Source organism: Mucilaginibacter sp. P5_A4 (assembly GCF_056400605.1).
This window is the reverse complement of record NZ_JBFUKX010000064.1, coordinates 1-21,127: the sequence shown is the minus strand read 5'-3', so window position 1 is coordinate 21,127 and position 21,127 is coordinate 1. Positions and strand designations below refer to the sequence as shown.

Sequence of the window (21,127 nt, the reverse complement as noted above, 5' to 3'; positions counted from 1 at the left end):
ATGTTTTAATTATTGATAATTTTCTTCTAACCGTCATTGCGAAGCACTAAGCAATTTCTATACGATCCAGAGTTGCTTTGTTAACCGGGGATTGCTTCGTACCAATGACGCTTTTATAATAGCTCCTGGAATTATTCCAATTCCCCCTCCCACTTGCTAACAACAGCCGTAGCCATTGCGTTGCCCAAAACATTCGTAGCCGATCTGCCCATATCCAATATTGGATCAATCCCTATAAGTAAAAACAAGCCAGCTTCGGGGATATTAAACATAGATAGCGTCCCCGCAATAACAACCAACGAAGCACGCGGCACACCTGCAACTCCCTTACTGGTAAGCATAAGCACCAACAACATAGATAGCTGGTGACCGAACGACAAATGAATGTCATAAGACTGCGCCAAAAACAACGATGCAAAGGTCATGTACATCATGCTTCCATCCAAATTAAACGAATAGCCCAGTGGCAAAACAAAACTTACAATCTTATTACTGCACCCAAAACGTTCAAGTTCCAATAAAACCTTCGGATACGCCGCCTCGCTGGTTGATGTGCTGAAAGCAATCAGCATAGCATCCTTGATGTTATTGATAAGTCTGAATACCGGTTTGCGCAATACAATAAAACCAGCCAGTATAATGATCAGCCACAGCAATACCAGCGAAAAGTAAAATTCCCCTATAAAAATACCATAAGTAGATAAAACACCAAGCCCTTGTTTAGCAATTACAGCTGTAATAGCACCGAATACCGCAACCGGTGCCAGTTTCATTACATACCCAGTAATTTTTAATATTACATGAGCAATGGCATCCATAGCTTTAATAACTATTTTACCCTGCTCTCCTATCGCGGCCGTGGCTATACCAAAAAACATAGAGAATACTACAATCTGCAATATCTCGTTATCAGCCATCGATTTTATAAAACTCGAAGGGAATACGTGCCCAATAAACTCCGTAAATGATAAAGCAGATTTTTTAATCCCGGTACTTAAATGACTATCGGGCAATGGCAGGTGCATGGTTTTACCAGGCTCAAACAAATTAACCAGCAACATTCCTAATAATAACGAAATCAATGTGGCGCTAATAAACCAAAGCATGGTTTTGCCGCCAATCCTGCCAACTGCCTTAATATCCCCCACCTTGGCAACACCAACAACCAGCGTTGTAAACACCAAGGGAGCTACTATCATTTTTATAAGGTTGAGGAATATCTTGCTTAAAACATTAAAGACCTCTAGCTTATCTTCGCGCAATGTGCTGTTGTCCTGCTGTTTTTTTACTTCAGCTTTGCGTTGCAGTTTTAGATTTTTAAAAACTTCGGTTGTTGTATCCGTAGATGCAAGCAGGCTTTTATCGATGTTTTTTATAGCAGCCTCGGAGGTGCTGATGTTGGCATTTATGGTATTAATTACATTAGTATTGTAAATATATCCCATTATTACACCCAAAATAAGGGCTACAAAAATGTAGAGCGTTAGTTTACTTTTTTTGTTCATCGATTTTATTAAGGCTGTAAAAGTACAAATTTTTAACTCTGTTAAGAGCCAGGAATCAAGAGACCAGAATCAATATAAGCTTTTCTTATCCATTTGTTTCCAACAGGCGTGTCTGTCTTGGTTCCTGATGCTAAATATCTTGATTCTAATTAGTATTTTGCCCAACTTTAACACAGCATGACGGTTACTACCTACGGATTACAGCATATAAAGAAAGAGATTCAGCACCTGCCCCCTGAACAGTTAACCGAGTTATTGCTCCGTTTGGCACGTTATAAAAAAGAAAACAAAGAATTATTAGCTTACCTGTTATTTGAAGCCTATGATGAGGCAGCTTTTATTGAAAAAGTAAAAGCCGAAGCCGGGTTTATGTTTAGTCAACTGCCGGCTTTAAGCTACCATGCGGCTAAGGGCATGCGTAAAATTTTAAGATTACTTAGTAAATACACTAAATTCACAGGATCAAAGGGAGTGGAGATAGAGCTTTTGCTGAATTTTTGCAGCAATTACCTGGAATATGCCGACAGGCGAACATCCTACAAACCTATCCGGTTAATTTTGACAAGACAGGTTGAGAAAATAAAGAATCTGATAAACAAGTTGCATGAAGACCTCCAATTTGATTACGCTGAGAATTATAATAATTTAATAACCGATGCTGAAAAAAAGCTCACATGGTTTAAAAAGAATGATTACTTGTTGTAACATATTTAGCCATCGGCAATCTAAACTATAAAAATCTATTAATTGTGGCCAACAAAGAAGCAGCGTTCAAGCAAATATATGAAGCTAATTCTAAAAAGATATTCCATTTGTGCTATGGTTATACCGGCGATGACGATGCCGCGAACGACCTTTTACAGGAAACCTTTTTAAAGGTATGGCAAAATCTTGATAAATTCCGTAACCAGGCCATGATTTCCACGTGGATCTACCGCATTGCTGTAAATACGTGTTTAACTTATTTACGATCGGAAAAGCGACAGGCCAAAGACGAGCTCACCCCCCAGATAGCAGAAACCAAACGAGAGGAGCTATCAGACAAAAACGAAAAAGTTGCATTGTTATATAAGTGTATATCAAAACTGGAAGAATCAGAAAGAATAATAATAACATTGGTACTCGACGAAGTACCCTACCCCGAAATCGCAGAAGTTTCGGGCATATCGGAAGGAAACCTGAGGGTGAAGATTTATCGTATAAAACAAAAATTAACAGAATTATATAACCAGTATGAAAGACTTTGATCATTTGATGTCGGTTTGGCAGGGACAGCCAAAACAAGATCAGCTTTCAGTGGATGAGGTGCTGAAGCAGGTAAAGAAGGGGATTCGCAGCATAACTAATAAGTTGTACTGGACTATAGTGGCCATGGTGGCTATCACCATATTTGCGGCCATCGTTACATTTTTCCTGGCATTCAAGTCGGGCGTTACTACGGCGGGTATATTGCTGGTATTGATTACCATGCTCATGTACCTGTCGCTCACAGTAAGGCATTATCATATCCTCAGCAAGCGCGATGCTACGATAAACCCATCTGAGTACCTTGAAAGCTTGAAAGAATACCAAAAAACCAGATCGAAAGTTATTGGCTGGTTTTATTACATTTATATATTGATGATAAGTGCCGGGCTTGCGCTTTACTTTATTGAAGTGCTTGAAAACTCCTCCCTGGTATTTAAAATAGTAACTTATACATCAATCATTATTTGGTTTTTGTTTACCACATTTTATTTAAAGCCAAGAATGTTTAAGAACGAGGAAGAGAAGCTTAACCTGATGATCGATCGTCTGGTAAGGCTGAAAGAACAATTTGATTAGTTATTATTGCACCGAAATTTTCATTTTAAAATGACGGACAATCCTATTACCCTTCAAAAAGTAACTACAGCTGATGTTGACACTTTGCTGACTATTAGCAAGGATACATTCTTTTATTTTTTTGCTCCGCTCAATGATGCTGACAACATGGCCGCATATGCGGCCAAAGCATTTACTACGGAACGCACAAGGGCCGAAATTGAAAACCCCGGCTCGCAATTTTACTTTGCGCTATTTAACGGCACAATAGCTGGTTATCTTAAATTAAACTTTGCTGAAGCTCAATCTGAATTTAAAGATCCCGATGCCCTTGAGGTGGAACGTATTTATGTTTCAAGTGAGTTTCATGGTAAAAAAATTGGCCAGTACCTTTTAAATTTCGCTATTCAAACAGCAATTGATCATCACTTTAAATATATCTGGCTTGGCGTTTGGGAACACAATAATAAAGCTATTGGTTTTTATGAACATCACGGCTTTAAGGTATTTGGCAGCCATGAGTTTTTACTGGGAAATGACTTGCAAAACGACCTGTTAATGAAGAAGGAATTGACGTAAAAAGGTATCATAACTTATTCTGATTAATCAACAGATGCATTACCTGTTCCCGTAATTGCCTGCTAATTGGAATTTGGTGCAGGCCTACAGCTAACATATTCCCCTCAATAGAATTAACTTTATTATAAGCAACAATGTAAGATTTATGGATTTGCAGAAACTTACACAGCGGCAACTTATCGGCAAAGGCTTTTAAAGTGCTGTGGGTGATTATCTTTTTATTGATAGTTTGTATCACCACATAATTTTCCATACCCTGTACAAAAAGCACCTCATCATAAACAACCTTTTCCAGCTTGCCTTCACTTTTTACAAATAAATAGCTGGCCTCACTCCCATTGCTCTTCTGGCCAAAATAATCCTTAGCCTTAAAGGCGGCCTTCATAAAGCGCTCAAAAGAGATCGGTTTAAGCAGGTAATCCAACACATCCAAATCAAAACCATCTGTTGCATACTCCTTAAAAGCAGTAGTAAATATCACTTTAGGAGGATTTTGCAATGATTTTATAAAATCGACACCTGTTAAATGCGGCATTTGGATATCCAGGAATAACAAATCAACAGGTTGTTGTTTCAGTATATCACTTAATTCCATTGCATCTTCACACTGCGCCTTTAGATTAAAGAACCCGGCTTTCTCTACATACCCCTGCAGGCCTTTTCTTGCAAAAGGTTCATCATCGGTTATTATACAAGTTATTAAACCCATCTCCTAAAATTTCAATTCAAGTTCTGCTATAAACCTATTTTCGTGGCGGTTAACAACCAGCTTATGTATATCCGGATAAAGCAATTGTAAGCGTCTTTTCAAATTCTCTAACCCTATACCACTATAGTTATATTTAATTTCCATTTTCTCAGGCACATCATTAGTAACCGAAAAAACGATCATTCCATCGATGCTCTTTGCAATGATATTAATTTCATATTTTCCGCCAACGTATTTAAACGCATTCTCAACCAATGGTAATAAAAGCAGTGGGTAAACAGGCTGTTCGGTCAGCTTCGTATCAAAACAAACATTTAAGCACAGTTTATTGCTTGCCCTTATTTTTTGAAACTCAATATAATTTCGCAGGTATTCCAATTCCTGGCTTATGGATACCTGCTGTTGCTGATCATAAAGCTGATACCTGAGCAAACTGKAAAGCAATTCGGTACTCTTTTTAGCTGCCGGTACATCTTCATCCATCTGGAAATAAATGGTGTTTAATGCATTAAACAAAAAGTGAGGATGATATTGGGCTTTCAAAAACTTAAGTTCGGTTTCTAACTGATCGGTAGTCAGCTTTTCCAGTTGTACCTTGTTGGCAATGTAGGCCTTTAACCATGTGCTGCTACGGGCTATGCCATAATAAATAATGGCATATAAGGTTGGTATCATGGTGAGGTCTGCCAGATCACCCCAGGATAGGCCGTCGTCAGTCAATGCAGCCATTGGAGTAAATATCAGGTTCACCAAAACCAGGTTAGCAAACACCAGTATAATTAATTCTCTTACTACTCCCCGATAATTAAATTGCAGTGGCCAGCGCCTGTCATAAAACCGAAAGAGCCACTCAAATATATATATGCTTGCATAGCCCACCAATACACTGCAGCTCATTTCAAGGACATTTAAAACCCAGTCTCTTTTCCAAAACATTTCATCATGTTCAGTGTCATGCAGCAGCCTTACGGTAAAATATACCAGCAGGCCATACAACGCGGGGGAAATATATTTCCGAAAGAATTTCATATCAGTAAATTACAAATTTCAGGCAGATAGTGTAGCTACAGTTTTTATTTCTTCTGCATGCATGTTCATTACACGTTGCGGTTTATCTTTTGGTTTCATCCCAAATAAAAAGCGGGTTAAGGCATATGGACGCACCAGTAAATGATAAATAAGCATAGTTATAAAAAAGGTGATCCCAACAGTATAAATATATTTCGACAGGATGCTTTCATTTGGTACCTGCACAATGTAATAAACCAGCAGCACTATCACAGTTTGGTGAAGGATATAAAAAGGATACACAGCCTGGTTTAAATAGCTTAACACTTTATTGGTGCGGTTAAGGTATTGTTTGCCATAGCCAACCAACGCCAATACCCATCCCCAAGCAATTATTGGCCTTAAAGCAGTAAAAGCATAGCTAAACAATATATTTTGAAATGGCCAGCGGGCGTGCAGGGGTTCAATTCCATTCCACCTCAGGCATTCCCATAACATGAGGCTCAAAAAACCAATAGTTAAAGTAAAACGGCGGTTTCGTTGCAGGCTATCCATTAGTTTAGGCTGTACAATGCATATAAAACCTGCTAAAACAAACAACAGCCAGTAAACAAAATAGCAGCCATCATGTATAAGGTCATTTGTTTCGGGTAATTGCCAGCTCAATAAGGTAAACCAAATGATACCGGGCAGCATTAACAGGTAAATCCATTTCCCTCCGGCTAATACGGCGAGTTTTTGTTTAAATCCATCGCTTTTGGGTGATACCATCCAGGCAAATACAGGGGCAAATATTAAATCGTAAATAAACAAATAGGCAATAAACCAAAGGTGATGCCAGCTAAAACTACCTTTAGGATAAGGTACAAAATTAAACACACCTGGATAAAAGTCCCAAAAACTGCCTTTGTATCCATGCGCCAGCCGCTCCATATATATCTGCGGCGGAACAATGATAAACATGCCCACCAAAAGGGGAATAAACAGCCTGCGGAAGCGTAAACCGATGAAGGTAAGAGTAGATCGCCGCTGCATCATGTAGTAACTCACGGTACCAGAAATAAAAAAGAGCAGCGGCATGCGAAAAAGGTGCAAAAAATGATTTGATTCCATCATCAGATTGCTGGTCTCGGCATTTTTTATATGCCAGGTGTCTTCGGCGACGTAAGGCATAGCCGAATGAAAAAATAATACACCCAGTATCGATAAGATTCTTAACCAGTCGAGGTAAGTTTGGCGCTGTGTTGTTTCCATTTTTTYCTTTTTTTCTCAAAAGAAGCAACTGAAACCAGCGCTGTAAAATTAGTTTGACCAATGGTTATAAAGCTTTGACCAATGGTAAAAATTAAACCTGCACCATAACACAAACACGCGAAATTAATCTGCTAAAAACTTCTTTTAAGAGACGCTGAGGACGAAGACTTTTTAAATATTCCCTGAAGGCAATTCCTGTACTTTTGATGCACCGTTGACACACCTTTCGTGCATCTGTGATTCACCTTACCAGTACCCTTTAAAACTCTTTTGAGTACCCTTCAACGCTGGTTTAATAATACTTAATTCATTAATAATCAAATAATTAATTAACTACTATGAATTTTCAGGACTTTTTATTTTAAAACAAACCGGGCAATTATCCTTTAAGATAATCGCCCGGTTTGTTTATATACAAATATACCAAAAATCTAAAAAACATCCAACAAATACCCTACATCCGGCAAGGCTCAATCTTTCAAAAACGGGTTAAAGTTCCTCGTCCCTATTTCCATACCTGCTGCACGGCAAACAGTTTTATCGCCAAATTTAAAATTGATATTATCCATGGCCTGGTAAAGGCGGATGCGTTCCTCGTTATCCTCAAACAGATTGATTTGGTAACGGCCGCTGGCAAGGTTACTGAGCCTTACTCCTATCAATCGGATAGGCCGGTGCTGGTTCCAGGCTTTTTTGAGCAGGTTTTTAATCCCGGGTAATAAAATATGTTCGGCAGCGGTTAAGGCAATTTTTTGCTGTTGTGTATGGGTTTCAAAGTTGGCATAACGGATCTTGATAGCAAGGCACGATGCCAGTTTGTTTTCCCTGCGCAGTTTGGAGGATAATTCTTCCGTCATAGATACCAGGATAGTTTCCAATGTTCGCTGATCGTTAACATTTACGCCAAAGGTATGTTCTGTTGATATGGATTTACGGTCGCAATGCGGTATGATCTCACTATGGTCTATTCCATGTGCCTTTTCCCAAATGAAAATGCCCATTTTACCAAAAACAGCTTCCAGGAAACGGATATTGGTACGTTGCAAATCGCCAATTTTTTCCATACCATATTGATACAATTTTTGACTGGTGCTTTCACCAAGACCTGGAATTTTACTGATGGGCAGCGGCGCCAGAAATTGAAGCTCCTCGCCATGTTTAATAAACAGCTGCCCATTAGGTTTAGCCGCGTTGGTAGCCATTTTAGCCACCGTTTTGCCCGATGCCATACCAAAGGAGATAGGCAGGCCCGTTTCCCTGATCACCCTTTGGCGCAGGTTACACGCTATTTGATAACAGTCATAAAAGCGGTCCATTCCGGTAAGGTCGATATAAAATTCATCTACAGAGGATTTCTGGTAAAGCGGTACCGAATCATGTATAATCTCTGTTACCTGCCGCGATGCTTCAGAATAACGCCCATGTGTGCCCCGTACAATAATAGCATGCGGGCAAAGTTTCATGGCCTGTTTCATAGGCATGGCAGAGTGAATACCAAATTTACGCGCCTCATAACTGCATGAAGCCACCACACCCCTATCTGCCGAGCCGCCAATGAGCACAGGTTTACCAATGAGCGCCGGATTAAATTTGCGCTCCACCGATACAAAAAATGAATCGAGATCGATGTGTACGATATACCGCTTTTGCTCCATACACAAATATGAAAATAAATTTGGTATTTTGCTAATTTTATTAGCATTTTTGAGTGAATTAAAAACAGGCTTATGACGATGTACGAAGACTATCTGATGCTTTTATCGCCACCCGAAACGGTGAAACACGAAGTTGCGCGGTATAAAAAAGCTTCGGCAAAACTCATAGGCAACTATCAAAGTATGGATTCGCCAGCCCATATTTCCATCCTTCACCTTGATAGGCAAACACACTCCATGAAAGAAAAAACCAATGGCGTTATGGAGCCGAGCCTAAGGCAGTTGCCGCCTGTGCTACTGCACATGGATGGATTTGGCCATTTTCCGCACCTGCATGCTAAAATGACCATTTATGCCAATATCCGGTCGACCCCGGCTGTTGACGAATGGTTTAGTCAGCTAAAGAAGAAACTGAAGATTAAAAAGACCCTTACGCCACACATCACCATAGCCCGAAACATCCCTGAAAAGGATTTTAAGATCCTCTGGCCGCACTTTAAGCATAAACAACTGGTGGAGCCCTTTTGGGTAAACGCCCTCACAGTTGTAAAGCGCGATACATTTGATGCTTATGCCAAATGGGAGTTTTACAAAAAGTACGAGTTTAAAAACCAGGTCGGGTTTATAGGTATCGACAATATTGAGGCCGGGCGAATCAATATAACCGACCAGGATCAGATGAATTTATTTTAAACATTAACATTGAGCACCATGACATCATTTCATTTTTTACTTGATCTGCCGGGCCACATCAACACCGATATTTATAAATTGAAGAACGAAGCAAAGCGGGTGATCGGGGTGTATCCCAGCATGAATGCTGTTCCGCATATTACGGTGAATAATTATCATCCCAACCCGGGCGATTTTCATGAACCTGGATTTTCGCTTTTTAAAAGGCCGCTAAGCCTTTTACCACCAATAACACTCCACATTAATGGGTTTGATTGTTTTAATGAAGATAGCTCCCATCATAAAACCATCTATGCCCGGCTTGAGTTAAGTCCGCAAAATAAATTTTGGTTCAAATTACTTTGGAAAATTGTGGGTAAAGGGAGTACTAACCCACACATTACTATTGCCAGATCATTAACAACCGAGCAATTTACCCTGCTGTGGCCGCATTTTCATCAGCGTAAAATACAAGCCAGTTTTACGGTTTCAAAATTTACGATTTTAAGGGTCAGGTATCTAAAAGGTGAATTTGTATCCGAGTCTTACCGTGAATTTGATTTCAATGGATCGCAAAATTCATTGACCGGTCGTTACAACGACTATCAGCTCAATCAATTAAAATCCTATAACACTGGAAGCCAGCAGATAAGCCTTTTTTAACAATTTATTAACCAAAAACGTATCATTTTTCTATATTTGCGCCGGGGTAAGTCTTTTACGGCCAGCTCCTCTTGAACTCCCCCAGGGTGGGAACACAGCAAGGGTAGAGAGTTGAGCGGCGCGATAAAAGTAGCTTACCCTTTTTTTGTGCCTATATTTTTCTGGCCGGAAGTAATAATATCGAACGGCGAATATTGGCCAAACAAAAAATCGGTATTCGACATTCAAAATTCATTATTCCATATTAAAAGTTCTAAATGCGGTTATATGCTACCGCGAATCTCTCTTAAAAACTGCCTATCTTCGCAGCATGCTCGATATACTAATAATAGGTGGCGGTCCCATCGGCCTGACTTGCGGACTTGCAGCACAAAAAGCAGGTTTAAGTTTTATTATTGTTGAAAAAGGCTGCCTGGTTAATTCGCTGTACAACTACCCCTCAACCATGACGTTTTTCTCCACTTCCGAGAAACTGGAGATTGGTGGAGTGCCATTTGTAACCGCTCATAACAAACCTACCCGTAACGATGCGCTGGAGTATTACCGCCGAGTTGCCTTATCAAACCACCTACCTTTAAATTTATTTGAGGAGGTTACCAACGTAAAAGCCGAAGATGGCAGTTTTACCGTAATTACAAGTAAAGCAACCTATAAGGCTAAAAAAGTGATCCTTTGTACGGGCTTTTATGATATCGCTGTTAAACTCAATATTCCAGGCGAGGACCTGCCAAAAGTTAAACACTATTACCATGACCCGCATTATTATACCTCACAAAAGGTTGTAGTTGTGGGTTCAAGCAATTCGGCTATAGATGTGGCTTTAGAAACCTACCGTAAAGGTGCCGAAGTAACCCTTGTGGTGCGCGGTCCAGAGATCAGCAACCGGGTTAAATACTGGGCAAGGCCGGATATTATCAACCGGATAAAAGAAGGCAGTATCAAGGCATATTTCAACTCAAACCTGGAAGCAGTACGTGAGCATGAGGTTGATATTAAAACCGCCGATGGCCTCATCACCATACCCAATGATTTTGTAATGGCGATGACGGGTTATAAACCCAATTTCGAATTCCTGAAAAAACTGGGTATCATCCTGTCCGAAGATAAATTTATCCCTCAATACAATCACGAAACGATGGAAACCAACCTGCCCGGTTTGTACCTGGCCGGTGTAGTATGCGGCGGAATGGATACACATTTATGGTTTATTGAAAACTCACGGATCCATGCGGATATGATATTGAATCATATAGTGAAAAAAGTGAATGGTTGATTGATTGAGTTAATTTGAACCTTAATTCGTCTATTAAAGAATTTCTTAAACTGGTATAATTGATCCTCAAATTTCCAAATCCTCAAATTTTCAAATTAACTCCCACCAACTAAATCATTTTTTTCTTGTATAAGTAAAAATTTATGGCCTAATTTGCACCCAAATTAAAAACACAGTAATACAATCAAAAAAATGAATCAACCAAGCTTAAATAAGCCCGCAATAAGAGCAACATTTGCTCCGGCTGCCGCTGCTTTGGGTTCAACTGTTTTTTTATGCTGCCCTCCCCGACGAAGGCCCTATATGCCACGGGTTTGAATTACTTTCTCGTCCTGAACCACAACAAAAAGAGTTATTAAACTTCTTTTAAAAAAAGCCATCTAATTATTAAGGCATCAAAAGCCAATTAATTTAACGGTAATATCTATTTAAATGACCATACAAGATTTTGATATTCAGGTTGCTACAGCACAGCATGTAGATTTTGCCACAATGATATGCGATGAAATGGCCGAATCGGCCAAAGCACGTGGTACGGGCATTGCACAACGTTCGCCAGAATATGTTGCCAACAAAATGCTGGAAGGCAAGGCAGTTATAGCTTTACATAAAGACGGCACCTGGGCCGGTTTTTGTTACATCGAAACATGGAGCCATGGCGACTTTGTTGCCAATTCGGGCCTAATTGTTAACCCTCAGTTTCGTAAAGTTGGTTTGGCAAAAGCCATTAAGCATGCCATCTTTCAGCTTTCACGAAAAAAATATCCCGACGCTAAAATATTCGGATTAACCACTGGTTTGGCAGTAATGCGTATTAATTCAGAAATTGGGTACGAGCCTGTTACCTACTCTGAACTAACCCAGGATGAAAACTTCTGGGCCGGTTGTAAAAGCTGCGTTAACTATGATATCCTGATGAGTAAGGACCGCAAAAACTGCATGTGCACCGCCATGCTGTTTGATCCCGCCGAAAAACAAAAGCAGGACGAAGATAAAATGAAACGCATTACACATAAAGCCACTTTGCTTGAACGGATTGAGAACGCGATAAAAAAGCGCATAGGACAAGCTGAAAGCTGAAAGCTTAAGGCAGAAAGCCTTCAACCGGATTATAAAAGTAAACCACGTACAAATTGAAAACATAAAAAGCTTTAAGCCTTCCGCTTTTAGCTTTAAGCTTTAAAACATGAAAAAGAAAGTAGTATTAGCATACAGCGGCGGATTAGACACCTCATTTTGCTGTATATATTTAACACAGGACCTTGGTTACGAAGTTCACTCGGTAATTGTTAACACCGGCGGCTTTAGCGACGAAGAATTAAAAGGAGTTGAAGAACGTGCCTACAAAATGGGCGTTACATCACACCATGTGGTTGATGAAACCAAAAACTTTTACGATACCTGTGTTCGCTTTTTGATTTATGGTAATGTATTAAAAAACAACACCTACCCGCTTTCTGTAAGTGCCGAGCGCGTAAGCCAGGCAACAGCAATTGCTAATTACGCTAAAGAAATTGGTGCGGAGTTTGTAGCACATGGCAGCACCGGCGCCGGTAACGACCAGGTGCGTTTTGATATGATCTTTAATATCCTGGTTCCCGAAGTAAAGATCATCACCCCTATCCGCGATTTGAAATTGAGCCGTGAAGAAGAGATCCAGTACCTGAAAGACCATGGTGTAGAAATGAACTTCGAAAAGGCAAAATACTCTATCAATAAAGGTATCTGGGGCACATCAGTTGGCGGTAAAGAAACGCTGACCTCAAACTTAGGTCTCCCCGAAGAAGCATGGCCAACACAAGTTACCGAATCGGAAGTGAAAAACCTGGAGCTGGTATTTGAAAAAGGCGAACTGGTGGGTATCGATAATGAAAAATATGATCATCCCACCAAGGCTATACAGGCATTACAGGCCATCGCGCAGCCTTATGGCATTGGTCGCGATATTCACATTGGCGATACTATTATAGGCATTAAAGGTCGGGTAGGTTTTGAAGCAGCAGCGCCGATGGTGATCATTAAAGCCCACCATACTTTAGAGAAGCATGTGTTGACTAAATGGCAACTAACCTGGAAAGACCAGTTATCAGCTTTTTATGGCAACTGGTTACATGAAGGGCAGTTTCATGACCCTATCATGCGCAATATGGAAGCTTTTTTAAGCGACACACAGCAAAATGTAAGCGGTAAAGTGTTTGTACAATTACACCCTTATCGTTTCCAGGTTATAGGTATTGAATCTGATCACGATCTGATGTCAAATAAGTTCGGCAGCTATGGCGAAATGAACAATTCATGGAGTGGTGAGGATGTTAAAGGTTTCTCAAAAATATTTGGCAACCAGGTCATGATTTATCATAAGGTTAATGCCCCCGAGCCCACTAAGGGCGGAGCAATTAATGCGAAGGACTAATCATGACAGAAAACGACAATTTACATGCCATTCCAATTGCTCCTTTAGGGGGCCAGGTGGCTTTTTCCAAAGGCGAGTGCTTAAAGCACTATAAATGGGGTGATGACTGTCATGGATGGACATTTATTGACACCGAAGAGCTGTCTGTAAAACAGGAATTGATGCCTCCTGATACAGCAGAGCAATTGCACTATCACGAAAAGGCTAAGCAGGTTTTCTTTATTTTAAAAGGAAGGGCAACATTCTCCATCGATGGGAAAATTACCGTCTTAAAACCAGAGCAGGGTATTGAGATATTACCAGGCCAGAAACACTTCATCAGTAATAACGACCGGAGCGACCTGGAGTTTATTCTATATTCGTATCCATCAACAAATAATGACAGGATTACCCCCTAACGCTTAAAGGCGGAATAATTATTAAAGTTATGACTCAAACAACTGAAAATATAAAAGATTCTTCACTTACTCCCTCTCCAGGGAGCCGGGGGCCTATTCGTGCAGGCATCATTGGTGGTGCGGGATACACCGGTGGCGAAATGCTTCGGCTATTGATCAATCACCCCAATGTGGAGATCATTTTTGTGCACAGTAACAGCAACACCGGCAAACACGTGTATGAAGTGCATTCCGATCTGTTTGGTGATACCAATCTTAGGTTTTCGGGCGAATTATCAAATGCCATCGATGTATTGTTTCTGTGTGTTGGCCATGGCGATGCAAAAAAGTTCTTAGAAACCAATGTGATCCCCGATCATATTAAGATCATCGATCTGAGCCAGGATTTTAGGTTAATCCAAAATTCAAAAATAAAAAATAAAAACTTTGTATACGGCTTGCCTGAATTAAACCGCGAGGCGATAAAAACCGCTGATAATATCGCCAATCCAGGCTGCTTTGCTACCTGCCTGCAATTAGGTTTATTACCATTGGCATCAAAAGGATTATTGAAGAACGAGGTTCATATCACCGCTACAACAGKATCAACCGGGGCCGGCCAAAGCTTAGCCGCTACGTCGCACTTTACGTGGAGAAACGATAACCTATCTGTTTATAAGGCTTTTAACCATCAGCACTTAAACGAGATTGGGCAATCGTTAAAACAATTACAGGTTAATTTTAACCAGGCCATAAACTTCATCCCTTACCGTGGTGATTTTACCCGTGGAATAATAGCCTCCATATACACAGATAGCGACCTAAGTGCCGAAGAAGCATTAAAACTTTATCATGAATATTATGAAGACCATCCGTTTACACATGTAACCAGTCATAATATTGATTTGAAACAGGTAGTCAACACAAATAAATGCTTTCTGCAGATTACAAAACATAAAGGTAAGCTTTTAATAATAAGCATTTTAGATAACTTACTTAAAGGAGCATCAGGCCATGCGGTTCAGAATATGAACTTGCTCTTCGGCCTGGATGAACGAGCCGGGCTGCGACTTAAGGCGACCGCTTTTTAGCTAAAAGCCTAAGGCCGAAAGCAAAAAGCTGTTGCCGTGAAAAATAAATATGAGGGATTACAAAAAGTATGAAGTATGGAAAAAAGCACATGAACTTAATATGTTCGTTTATCTAACTCTACTTCCAAAATTTCCAAAGAGTGAACAATATGATTTAATGAGTCAAACAAAACGAGCTTCGTATTCAATACCTTTAAATATAGTTGAAGGTTGTGGAAGAAATACAGAACGTGATTTTGCTCATTTTTTAGATCAGTCATTAGGTTCGGCACATGAACTGGAATATTGCTGTTTGATGTGTAAAGATCTCTCGTACATTACTGAAGATTTGTTTCAGCAAACAAATAAGTTAATAAACGAAGTTAAGGCAATGCTGATAGGCCTGATAAAAACACTTAGAAAATAAAGCTTTATGCCTTCGGCTTTTAGCTTTCAGCTTAAATGATATGAAATTATTCGACGTATACCCTATTAATCCCATAAATATAGTTAGAGGCCAGGGCAGCCTTGTTTATGATGCCCAGGATAATGAATACCTTGATATGTATGGTGGCCATGCCGTAATATCTATCGGCCATACCCACCCTCATTATGTAAAACGGTTGGAAGACCAGCTACATCAATTAGGTTTTTACTCCAACTCCATCGAGATCCCCATTCAAAAAGAACTGGCTCAAAAATTAGGTAAAGTATCCGGTAAAGATGATTACCAGTTATTCCTATGTAACTCTGGTGCCGAGGCTAATGAAAATGCCTTAAAACTGGCATCATTTTATAATGGTAAAAAGAAAGTTATCGCCTTTACAAAGGCATTTCATGGTCGCACATCTTTAGCGGTTGCCGTTACCGATAATCCAAAAATTGTTGCGCCTGTTAACGAGACCGACAATGTGATCTTTTTACCATGGGCAGACGAAGCAGCTTTAGCACAGGCTTTTGCCGATAACGAAATTTCGTCGGTGATCATTGAAGGGATCCAGGGTGTTGGCGGGATCCAGGTGGCGCCGGAAAGTTTTCTGCAAAAGATCCGCTCCCTTTGTGATGAGCATAACGCTGTTTTTATTGCCGATTCGGTACAATGTGGTTACGGGCGTACAGGTAAATTCTTTTCACAGGATTTTGCCGGTGTTGATGCTGATATCTACTCTATGGCAAAAGGCATGGGTAATGGCTTCCCGGTTGGAGGAATCATTATCTCACCAAAAATACAGCCAGCTTACGGTATGCTGGGCACAACTTTTGGTGGTAACCATTTGGCTTGCGCGGCCGGTTTAGCGGTACTTGAGGTAATGGAGCAGGATAACTTGATGCAAAATGCCGCAACAGTAGGCGAATACCTGATAAAAGAGCTTAAAAAGCTTGAACAAGTTAAAGAAGTTAGAGGTCGTGGTTTAATGATAGGTATTGAATTACCCGAGGAATTGGCTCATGCACGTAAAGAGCTTTTATTTAAACATAATATTTTTACTGGTGAGGCTAAACCAAACGTGGTAAGATTATTACCAGCCTTGAATTTGACCAAAGCCCACGCAGACAGGTTCTTAGAAGCTTTTGTAAATGTTTTAAATCAATAGATCGTAATATAAATTTTCCCGACCGATGAAACTATTTTCTTCTGTAAACGATGTTACCGATATCAATGCACTTGTAAAAGAGGCCTTGGCGCTTAAACAAAATCCGTATGCCCACCAGGATCTGGGTAAAAATAAAACATTGGCGTTGGTGTTTTTAAATCCAAGTTTGCGTACCCGCATGAGTACTCAAAAAGCAGCCCTTAACCTGGGTATGAACGTGATGGTGCTTAATATTGATAAAGAAGGATGGGCATTGGAGTTACGCGATGGCGTGATTATGGACGGTACTACAGTAGAACATATCCGCGAAGCTGCCGGCGTAATGGGGCAATATGCCGATATCATTGGTGTACGTTCATTCCCGGGATTGCGGAACCGCGAGGAAGATTATAGCGAAATGATATTTAACAAGTTTGTGGAATTTTGTAAAGTACCGGTAGTGAGCCTGGAATCAGCCACCCGTCACCCATTACAAAGCTTGGCAGATTTAGTCACAATAACAGAATTAAAAAATACTGAGCGTCCTAAGGTTGTATTAACTTGGGCACCTCATATTAAACCCCTGCCACAGGCCGTTCCCAATTCATTCGCCGAATGGATGTGCAGGGCTGATGTTGATTTCACCATAGTTCAGCCCAAAGGCTACGAACTTTGTGCCGATTTTACCCAAGGTGCCAAAATCACTTATGACCAGGATGAAGCATTGGCCGGTGCCGATTTTATCTACGTAAAAAACTGGTCGGCTTACGAGCCTTACGGTAACATACTGGGTAAAAACGAAGAATGGATGCTTACTAACGAAAAGCTGAAAGCAACCAATAATGCCAAAGTGATGCACTGCCTGCCCGTACGCCGTAACCTCGAATTATCTGATGAGATTTTGGATGGCCCAAATTCCATTGTTGTACATGAAGCTGGTAACCGGGTTTGGGCTGCGCAGGCAGTGTTGAAGCAAATGCTGGAAAGTTTGTAAACACACAGGATTTATACAAGTCTTGTTTCTTGAATCTTATATCCTGACTCTTTGCAATGTATATACCTTCTTTCAATAAATTTCCCGATCAGCAGGAAGCTATCAGCTTTATGCAACGGTACAGCTTTGCTACTATAGTTACAGCCGATAATAATATCCCGGTGGCTACACACCTCCCCTTTTTGATTGAGCTGCGCGATGATAAAATAGTTTTGCTCTCGCATTTTGCGAAGGCAAATCCGCAGGCATTGGATATAACTAATAAACCAATTTTAGTAATATTTACCGAACCTCACGCCTACATATCACCCACTAATTACGAAAAGGAAACCAACGTACCTACCTGGAACTATTTAGCGGTGCATGCCTACGGCAAGGCAACACTCATCCCCGAAGGTGAAGAAACTACTGCGCTGCTTGCTAAAATGATAAGCTATTACGAACCAGCTTATCTTCAGCAATGGAATGGCTTACCTGGTGAATACAAACAAAAAATGATGAAAGGCATAGTTGCGTTTGAAATTGTGGTGGATGATCTGCAGGCCAAACAGAAGCTCAGTCAAAACCGATCGGCCTTAGAAAGAGAAAATATCATTAATTCTTTAGAAAAAAGTACAGATACCAACGAAAATGAAATAGCTAAGTATATGTCGAAATTAAAATAGCTTAACCTATAAATTTCGACGCCTTATTGATCATGGCGTTAAGCGTTAGCCCCTGTACAATTACCGAGAATATTACGATAAAGTAGCTGCCAGATAAGATCAAATGGCGGTAAGGTGTTGCCGGCAATGTTAAAGCCAGCGCAATAGATATAGCACCCCTTAAACCAGCCCATGTCATTACATTAATATTACTGTAATTTACTTTTAAGGATTGGCGTAAAAAAGTTAGCGGTAACATAATACTTAACCAACGGGCCAACAATATAAACACAATAGATATACTGCCCGTTACCCAGTAATTATTTACAAACGGTAAATTAATTAGCTGTAAACCTATCATTACAAACAGAATAGTATTCAGCATTTCATCAACCAGCTGCCAGAATTTCTCCAACGATTCGTGCGATCTTTCTTTATTATCCTGGTTTATGGAGTGGCTGCCTGCAAACAGGCCCGCAGTTACTATTGATAAAGGTATCGAGAAACTAAAAATAGTTGCCAGTACCGATAAGCCCATAACAAGTGCCAACGAGATCAATACGATGGTTTGAAAATCCTTAACCGATTTCATCAGTCGCTGGGCAAGGTACCCCATGAATGCACCGGCCAATATGCCCCCAAAAACCTCTTTAACTATTAGCATTAAAACCTTTGATGCCTCAATACTATCCTCTCCAACCTTTGTTATCTCCAAAATAATCACAAACAGGAGCAATCCTATGCCATCATTAAACAGCGATTCGCCCGAGATAATGGTTTCGAGGTGGGTAGAGAGCTTTGAATTTTTTACGATTGCTGATACCGCTACCGGATCTGTTGGTGAAACCAGTGCTCCAAACAAAAAGCAATACATGAGCGGCATATGGATATGAAAAAAAGGCGCCAGGTAATATAAAAGGAACCCAAAAATAGTGGTAGATAGCAATACCCCCAATGTGCTTAATATAAACACCGGGCGCATTTCTCTTTTAAGCTTTGCACCATCAAGGTTGAACGCGCTTGAAAAAAGCAGGAACCCCAACATAACATTAAGCACCACTTTGGAGAAGTCGATATTTTTGGCAAGTGTGGTTAAATATTTAGCTGTAGAAGGATCTAACTTATCAACAATCAATATAACAATTGACACAATTGTTGCTATCAAAACGGTTCCTATGGTACCCGGAAGCTTAATGAAACGCGCATTTATATAGGAGAAAAAGGCACTTACAATAACCAATAAAGTAATTACAACAAACAGATCCATAGGCGCTTACTTTTTTATTAATAAAATAAGCGCTACAATGTTTTAAAACTGATGCATTTTTATTTGGATTCCGGATCGGTCATACGGGTTTCTATGTCAAAATACCGCACTATTAACCTGTTATCGCTGTTTTTAGCAAAATAATTGATGGCCCAGCTAAAAAACACTGTTCCTTTATTGGTAAAACCAGCTAAGGACATTAAATGCACAAATCCCCAAAGCAACCAGGCAACAAAACCTTGTAAATGAATCTTACCTAAATCGGCAACAGCCTTGTTTCGGCCTATGGTTGCTAAAGAGCCTTTATCTTTATACTTAAACGGAACTCCAACTTCCCCGCTTAAAATACGAACTAAATTTTTGGCAAGCCATTCCCCCTGCTGTATAGCTGCCGGAGCCACACCCGGATGCCCGTTTGGGGTTTCGGGTGTTATCATGGCTGCCACATCGCCTATGGCAAAAATATTGGCATAACCATTTACCCTGCTTTTTTCGTCCACCTGTATCCGGTTTCCCCTGGCAATGCTCTGTTCAGGCAACCCMGCAGGTACCTCACCTTTTACACCGGCAGCCCACAAAACATTGCGGGTAAGTATTATAGTACCATCATCTATTTTAAGCTGTCCGCCATCATAGCTTTGTACATGCACATTATTAAAAATGGTTACATCCATTTCTTCCAGGAACTTTTTGGCTTTTGCTGATGCAGCCGGAGAAAAAGCAGCAAGTAAATCGGGCTTACCTTCAACAAGATAAACTTTCATATCATGCTTTCTCAAGCCATGATAATCCTTCATCAAAATCAGCTGACGCATCTCAGCCAATGCACCCGAAAGTTCAACGCCGGTGGGGCCTCCACCTACTACTACAAAGGTCATTAGTGCCGCTTTTTCTTCGGGATCTTTTGTAACTAACGACATCTCCAAGTTTTGTAGAATCAAACTGCGTAAGTTCAGCGCTTCCGGGATATTCTTCATCGGCATAGCAAAATGCTCAATTTCCTTGTTACCAAAAAAGTTGGTATTTGATCCGGTAGCTATAACCAGGTAATCGTAATATATGGTACCGATATCAGTTGTAAGTGTGTTGGTTTCAGGATGAATTTGCTGAACTTCGGCAAGCGCAAAGCGAAAGTTATCCTGTTTAGTAAAAATCCTGCGTATTGGGAAACCAATGGAATCTGCAGCGATAGAACCAGCGGCTACCTGGTAAAGCAAAGGTTGAAAAGTATGGTAATTATGTTTATCCAGCAGCAAAACATCTACCGGTGCATTCTTCAAATTTTTAGCTACTTCAAGTCCGCCAAATCCACCGCCAACAATTACTATACGGGGCTTAGCACTCTTCTTTTTGTCCATAGGTCAATTTTACAACAAGTTTAATGCCTTAAATCCAAGTTTACTAATTATTTCATAATCAAATTGTAAACTTACAATACTGTAAATAAATAATCATTTCTTAGTCATTTAAGTAGAAAATACAGCATAATTTCCTACTTTTAACAGATTTTTATTAAAAATGGTAGTAAATTGGCAATGCTATTATTAAATTAATGTGAAGAATGAACAAAAGTGAGACCGTTTCAATAAAACCAACCAAAATAGCAGTAAAAAAAACGCTTCATGTAATAAAAATTGGCGGAAACGTTATAGATAACTCAGAAAACC

General features: G+C 40.1%; 22 protein-coding genes and 1 other RNA gene. 16 read left to right on the top strand and 7 right to left on the bottom strand.

Annotated features, from left to right (window positions below):
* Positions 1-131 precede the first annotated feature (131 nt).
* Entirely contained in the window at positions 132-1,505 is a 1,374-nt protein-coding gene (locus AC1DQW_RS25110) for a dicarboxylate/amino acid:cation symporter (protein WP_477456559.1), read from the bottom strand.
* 177 nt (positions 1,506-1,682) lie between these two features.
* On the opposite strand from AC1DQW_RS25110, the gene AC1DQW_RS25105 reads away from it, so the two are divergent.
* From AC1DQW_RS25105 to AC1DQW_RS25090, 4 genes are read left to right on the top strand one after another with little or no spacing between them, the layout of a single operon-like run.
* On the top strand, positions 1,683-2,210 hold the full coding sequence (locus AC1DQW_RS25105; RefSeq protein ID WP_477456558.1) for a hypothetical protein: 528 nt from the start codon (positions 1,683-1,685) through the stop codon (positions 2,208-2,210).
* Positions 2,211-2,254: 44 nt separating this feature from the next.
* On the top strand, positions 2,255-2,752 hold the full coding sequence (locus tag AC1DQW_RS25100; RefSeq protein ID WP_477420401.1) for an RNA polymerase sigma factor: 498 nt from the start codon (positions 2,255-2,257) through the stop codon (positions 2,750-2,752).
* Positions 2,739-3,329: a hypothetical protein gene (locus tag AC1DQW_RS25095; RefSeq protein WP_477408698.1), complete on the top strand. Its 591-nt coding sequence runs from the start codon at positions 2,739-2,741 to the stop codon at positions 3,327-3,329. Before AC1DQW_RS25100 ends, AC1DQW_RS25095 begins: the two co-directional genes overlap by 14 nt.
* A gap of 30 nt (positions 3,330-3,359) precedes the next feature.
* Positions 3,360-3,887 (top strand): GNAT family N-acetyltransferase, encoded by a 528-nt coding sequence (locus AC1DQW_RS25090; RefSeq protein WP_477456557.1) that lies wholly within the window; start codon positions 3,360-3,362, stop codon positions 3,885-3,887.
* A gap of 7 nt (positions 3,888-3,894) precedes the next feature.
* Here AC1DQW_RS25090 and AC1DQW_RS25085 read toward each other — a convergent pair whose 3' ends face one another.
* The 4 genes from AC1DQW_RS25085 to dinB form a co-directional block, all read right to left on the bottom strand.
* Complete coding sequence (locus AC1DQW_RS25085; protein WP_477456556.1) at positions 3,895-4,596, bottom strand: LytR/AlgR family response regulator transcription factor; 702 nt, start codon at positions 4,594-4,596, stop codon at positions 3,895-3,897.
* A gap of 3 nt (positions 4,597-4,599) precedes the next feature.
* Positions 4,600-5,625: a sensor histidine kinase gene (locus AC1DQW_RS25080; RefSeq protein ID WP_477456555.1), complete on the bottom strand. Its 1,026-nt coding sequence runs from the start codon at positions 5,623-5,625 to the stop codon at positions 4,600-4,602.
* Positions 5,626-5,643: 18 nt separating this feature from the next.
* A complete protein-coding gene (locus AC1DQW_RS25075) occupies positions 5,644-6,858 on the bottom strand; it encodes an acyltransferase family protein (protein WP_477456554.1) in 1,215 nt (404 codons plus the stop codon).
* A 470-nt stretch (positions 6,859-7,328) separates the two neighbouring features.
* On the bottom strand, positions 7,329-8,513 hold the full coding sequence (gene dinB, locus AC1DQW_RS25070; RefSeq protein ID WP_477456553.1) for a DNA polymerase IV: 1,185 nt from the start codon (positions 8,511-8,513) through the stop codon (positions 7,329-7,331).
* 72 nt (positions 8,514-8,585) lie between these two features.
* Here dinB and AC1DQW_RS25065 point away from each other — a divergent pair, with 72 nt between their 5' ends.
* From AC1DQW_RS25065 to AC1DQW_RS25010, 12 genes are all read left to right on the top strand, one after another.
* Positions 8,586-9,206, top strand: coding sequence for a 2'-5' RNA ligase family protein (locus AC1DQW_RS25065; protein WP_477456552.1), 621 nt, complete (start codon positions 8,586-8,588; stop codon positions 9,204-9,206).
* A gap of 18 nt (positions 9,207-9,224) precedes the next feature.
* Entirely contained in the window at positions 9,225-9,848 is a 624-nt protein-coding gene (locus AC1DQW_RS25060) for a 2'-5' RNA ligase family protein (RefSeq protein WP_477456551.1), read from the top strand.
* Positions 9,849-9,892: 44 nt separating this feature from the next.
* An RNA gene (ffs, locus tag AC1DQW_RS25055) (signal recognition particle sRNA small type) lies at positions 9,893-9,991 on the top strand.
* A 167-nt stretch (positions 9,992-10,158) separates the two neighbouring features.
* Entirely contained in the window at positions 10,159-11,121 is a 963-nt protein-coding gene (locus tag AC1DQW_RS25050; protein WP_477456550.1) for a YpdA family putative bacillithiol disulfide reductase, read from the top strand.
* Between the two features lie 432 nt (positions 11,122-11,553).
* Positions 11,554-12,201: a GNAT family N-acetyltransferase gene (locus tag AC1DQW_RS25045; RefSeq protein WP_477456549.1), complete on the top strand. Its 648-nt coding sequence runs from the start codon at positions 11,554-11,556 to the stop codon at positions 12,199-12,201.
* Positions 12,202-12,307: 106 nt separating this feature from the next.
* On the top strand, positions 12,308-13,534 hold the full coding sequence (gene argG / locus AC1DQW_RS25040; protein ID WP_477456548.1) for an argininosuccinate synthase: 1,227 nt from the start codon (positions 12,308-12,310) through the stop codon (positions 13,532-13,534).
* 2 nt (positions 13,535-13,536) lie between these two features.
* Complete coding sequence (locus AC1DQW_RS25035) at positions 13,537-13,932, top strand: cupin domain-containing protein (protein WP_477456547.1); 396 nt, start codon at positions 13,537-13,539, stop codon at positions 13,930-13,932.
* A 29-nt stretch (positions 13,933-13,961) separates the two neighbouring features.
* Positions 13,962-15,002 carry an N-acetyl-gamma-glutamyl-phosphate reductase gene (gene argC, locus AC1DQW_RS25030; protein ID WP_477456546.1) on the top strand — a complete coding sequence of 347 codons (1,041 nt, stop codon included), beginning with the start codon at positions 13,962-13,964 and terminating at the stop codon, positions 15,000-15,002.
* Between the two features lie 49 nt (positions 15,003-15,051).
* On the top strand, positions 15,052-15,408 hold the full coding sequence (locus AC1DQW_RS25025; protein WP_477420429.1) for a four helix bundle protein: 357 nt from the start codon (positions 15,052-15,054) through the stop codon (positions 15,406-15,408).
* A gap of 40 nt (positions 15,409-15,448) precedes the next feature.
* Positions 15,449-16,576: an aspartate aminotransferase family protein gene (locus AC1DQW_RS25020; protein ID WP_477456545.1), complete on the top strand. Its 1,128-nt coding sequence runs from the start codon at positions 15,449-15,451 to the stop codon at positions 16,574-16,576.
* Positions 16,577-16,601: 25 nt separating this feature from the next.
* Positions 16,602-17,549 (top strand): N-acetylornithine carbamoyltransferase, encoded by a 948-nt coding sequence (locus tag AC1DQW_RS25015; protein WP_477420433.1) that lies wholly within the window; start codon positions 16,602-16,604, stop codon positions 17,547-17,549.
* Between the two features lie 56 nt (positions 17,550-17,605).
* Complete coding sequence (locus AC1DQW_RS25010; RefSeq protein WP_477456544.1) at positions 17,606-18,214, top strand: FMN-binding negative transcriptional regulator; 609 nt, start codon at positions 17,606-17,608, stop codon at positions 18,212-18,214.
* Position 18,215: 1 nt separating this feature from the next.
* Here AC1DQW_RS25010 and AC1DQW_RS25005 read toward each other — a convergent pair whose 3' ends face one another.
* Entirely contained in the window at positions 18,216-19,460 is a 1,245-nt protein-coding gene (locus tag AC1DQW_RS25005) for a cation:proton antiporter (RefSeq protein ID WP_477456543.1), read from the bottom strand.
* A gap of 59 nt (positions 19,461-19,519) precedes the next feature.
* Complete coding sequence (locus tag AC1DQW_RS25000; protein WP_477456542.1) at positions 19,520-20,818, bottom strand: NAD(P)/FAD-dependent oxidoreductase; 1,299 nt, start codon at positions 20,816-20,818, stop codon at positions 19,520-19,522.
* Positions 20,819-21,127: the final 309 nt, after the last annotated feature.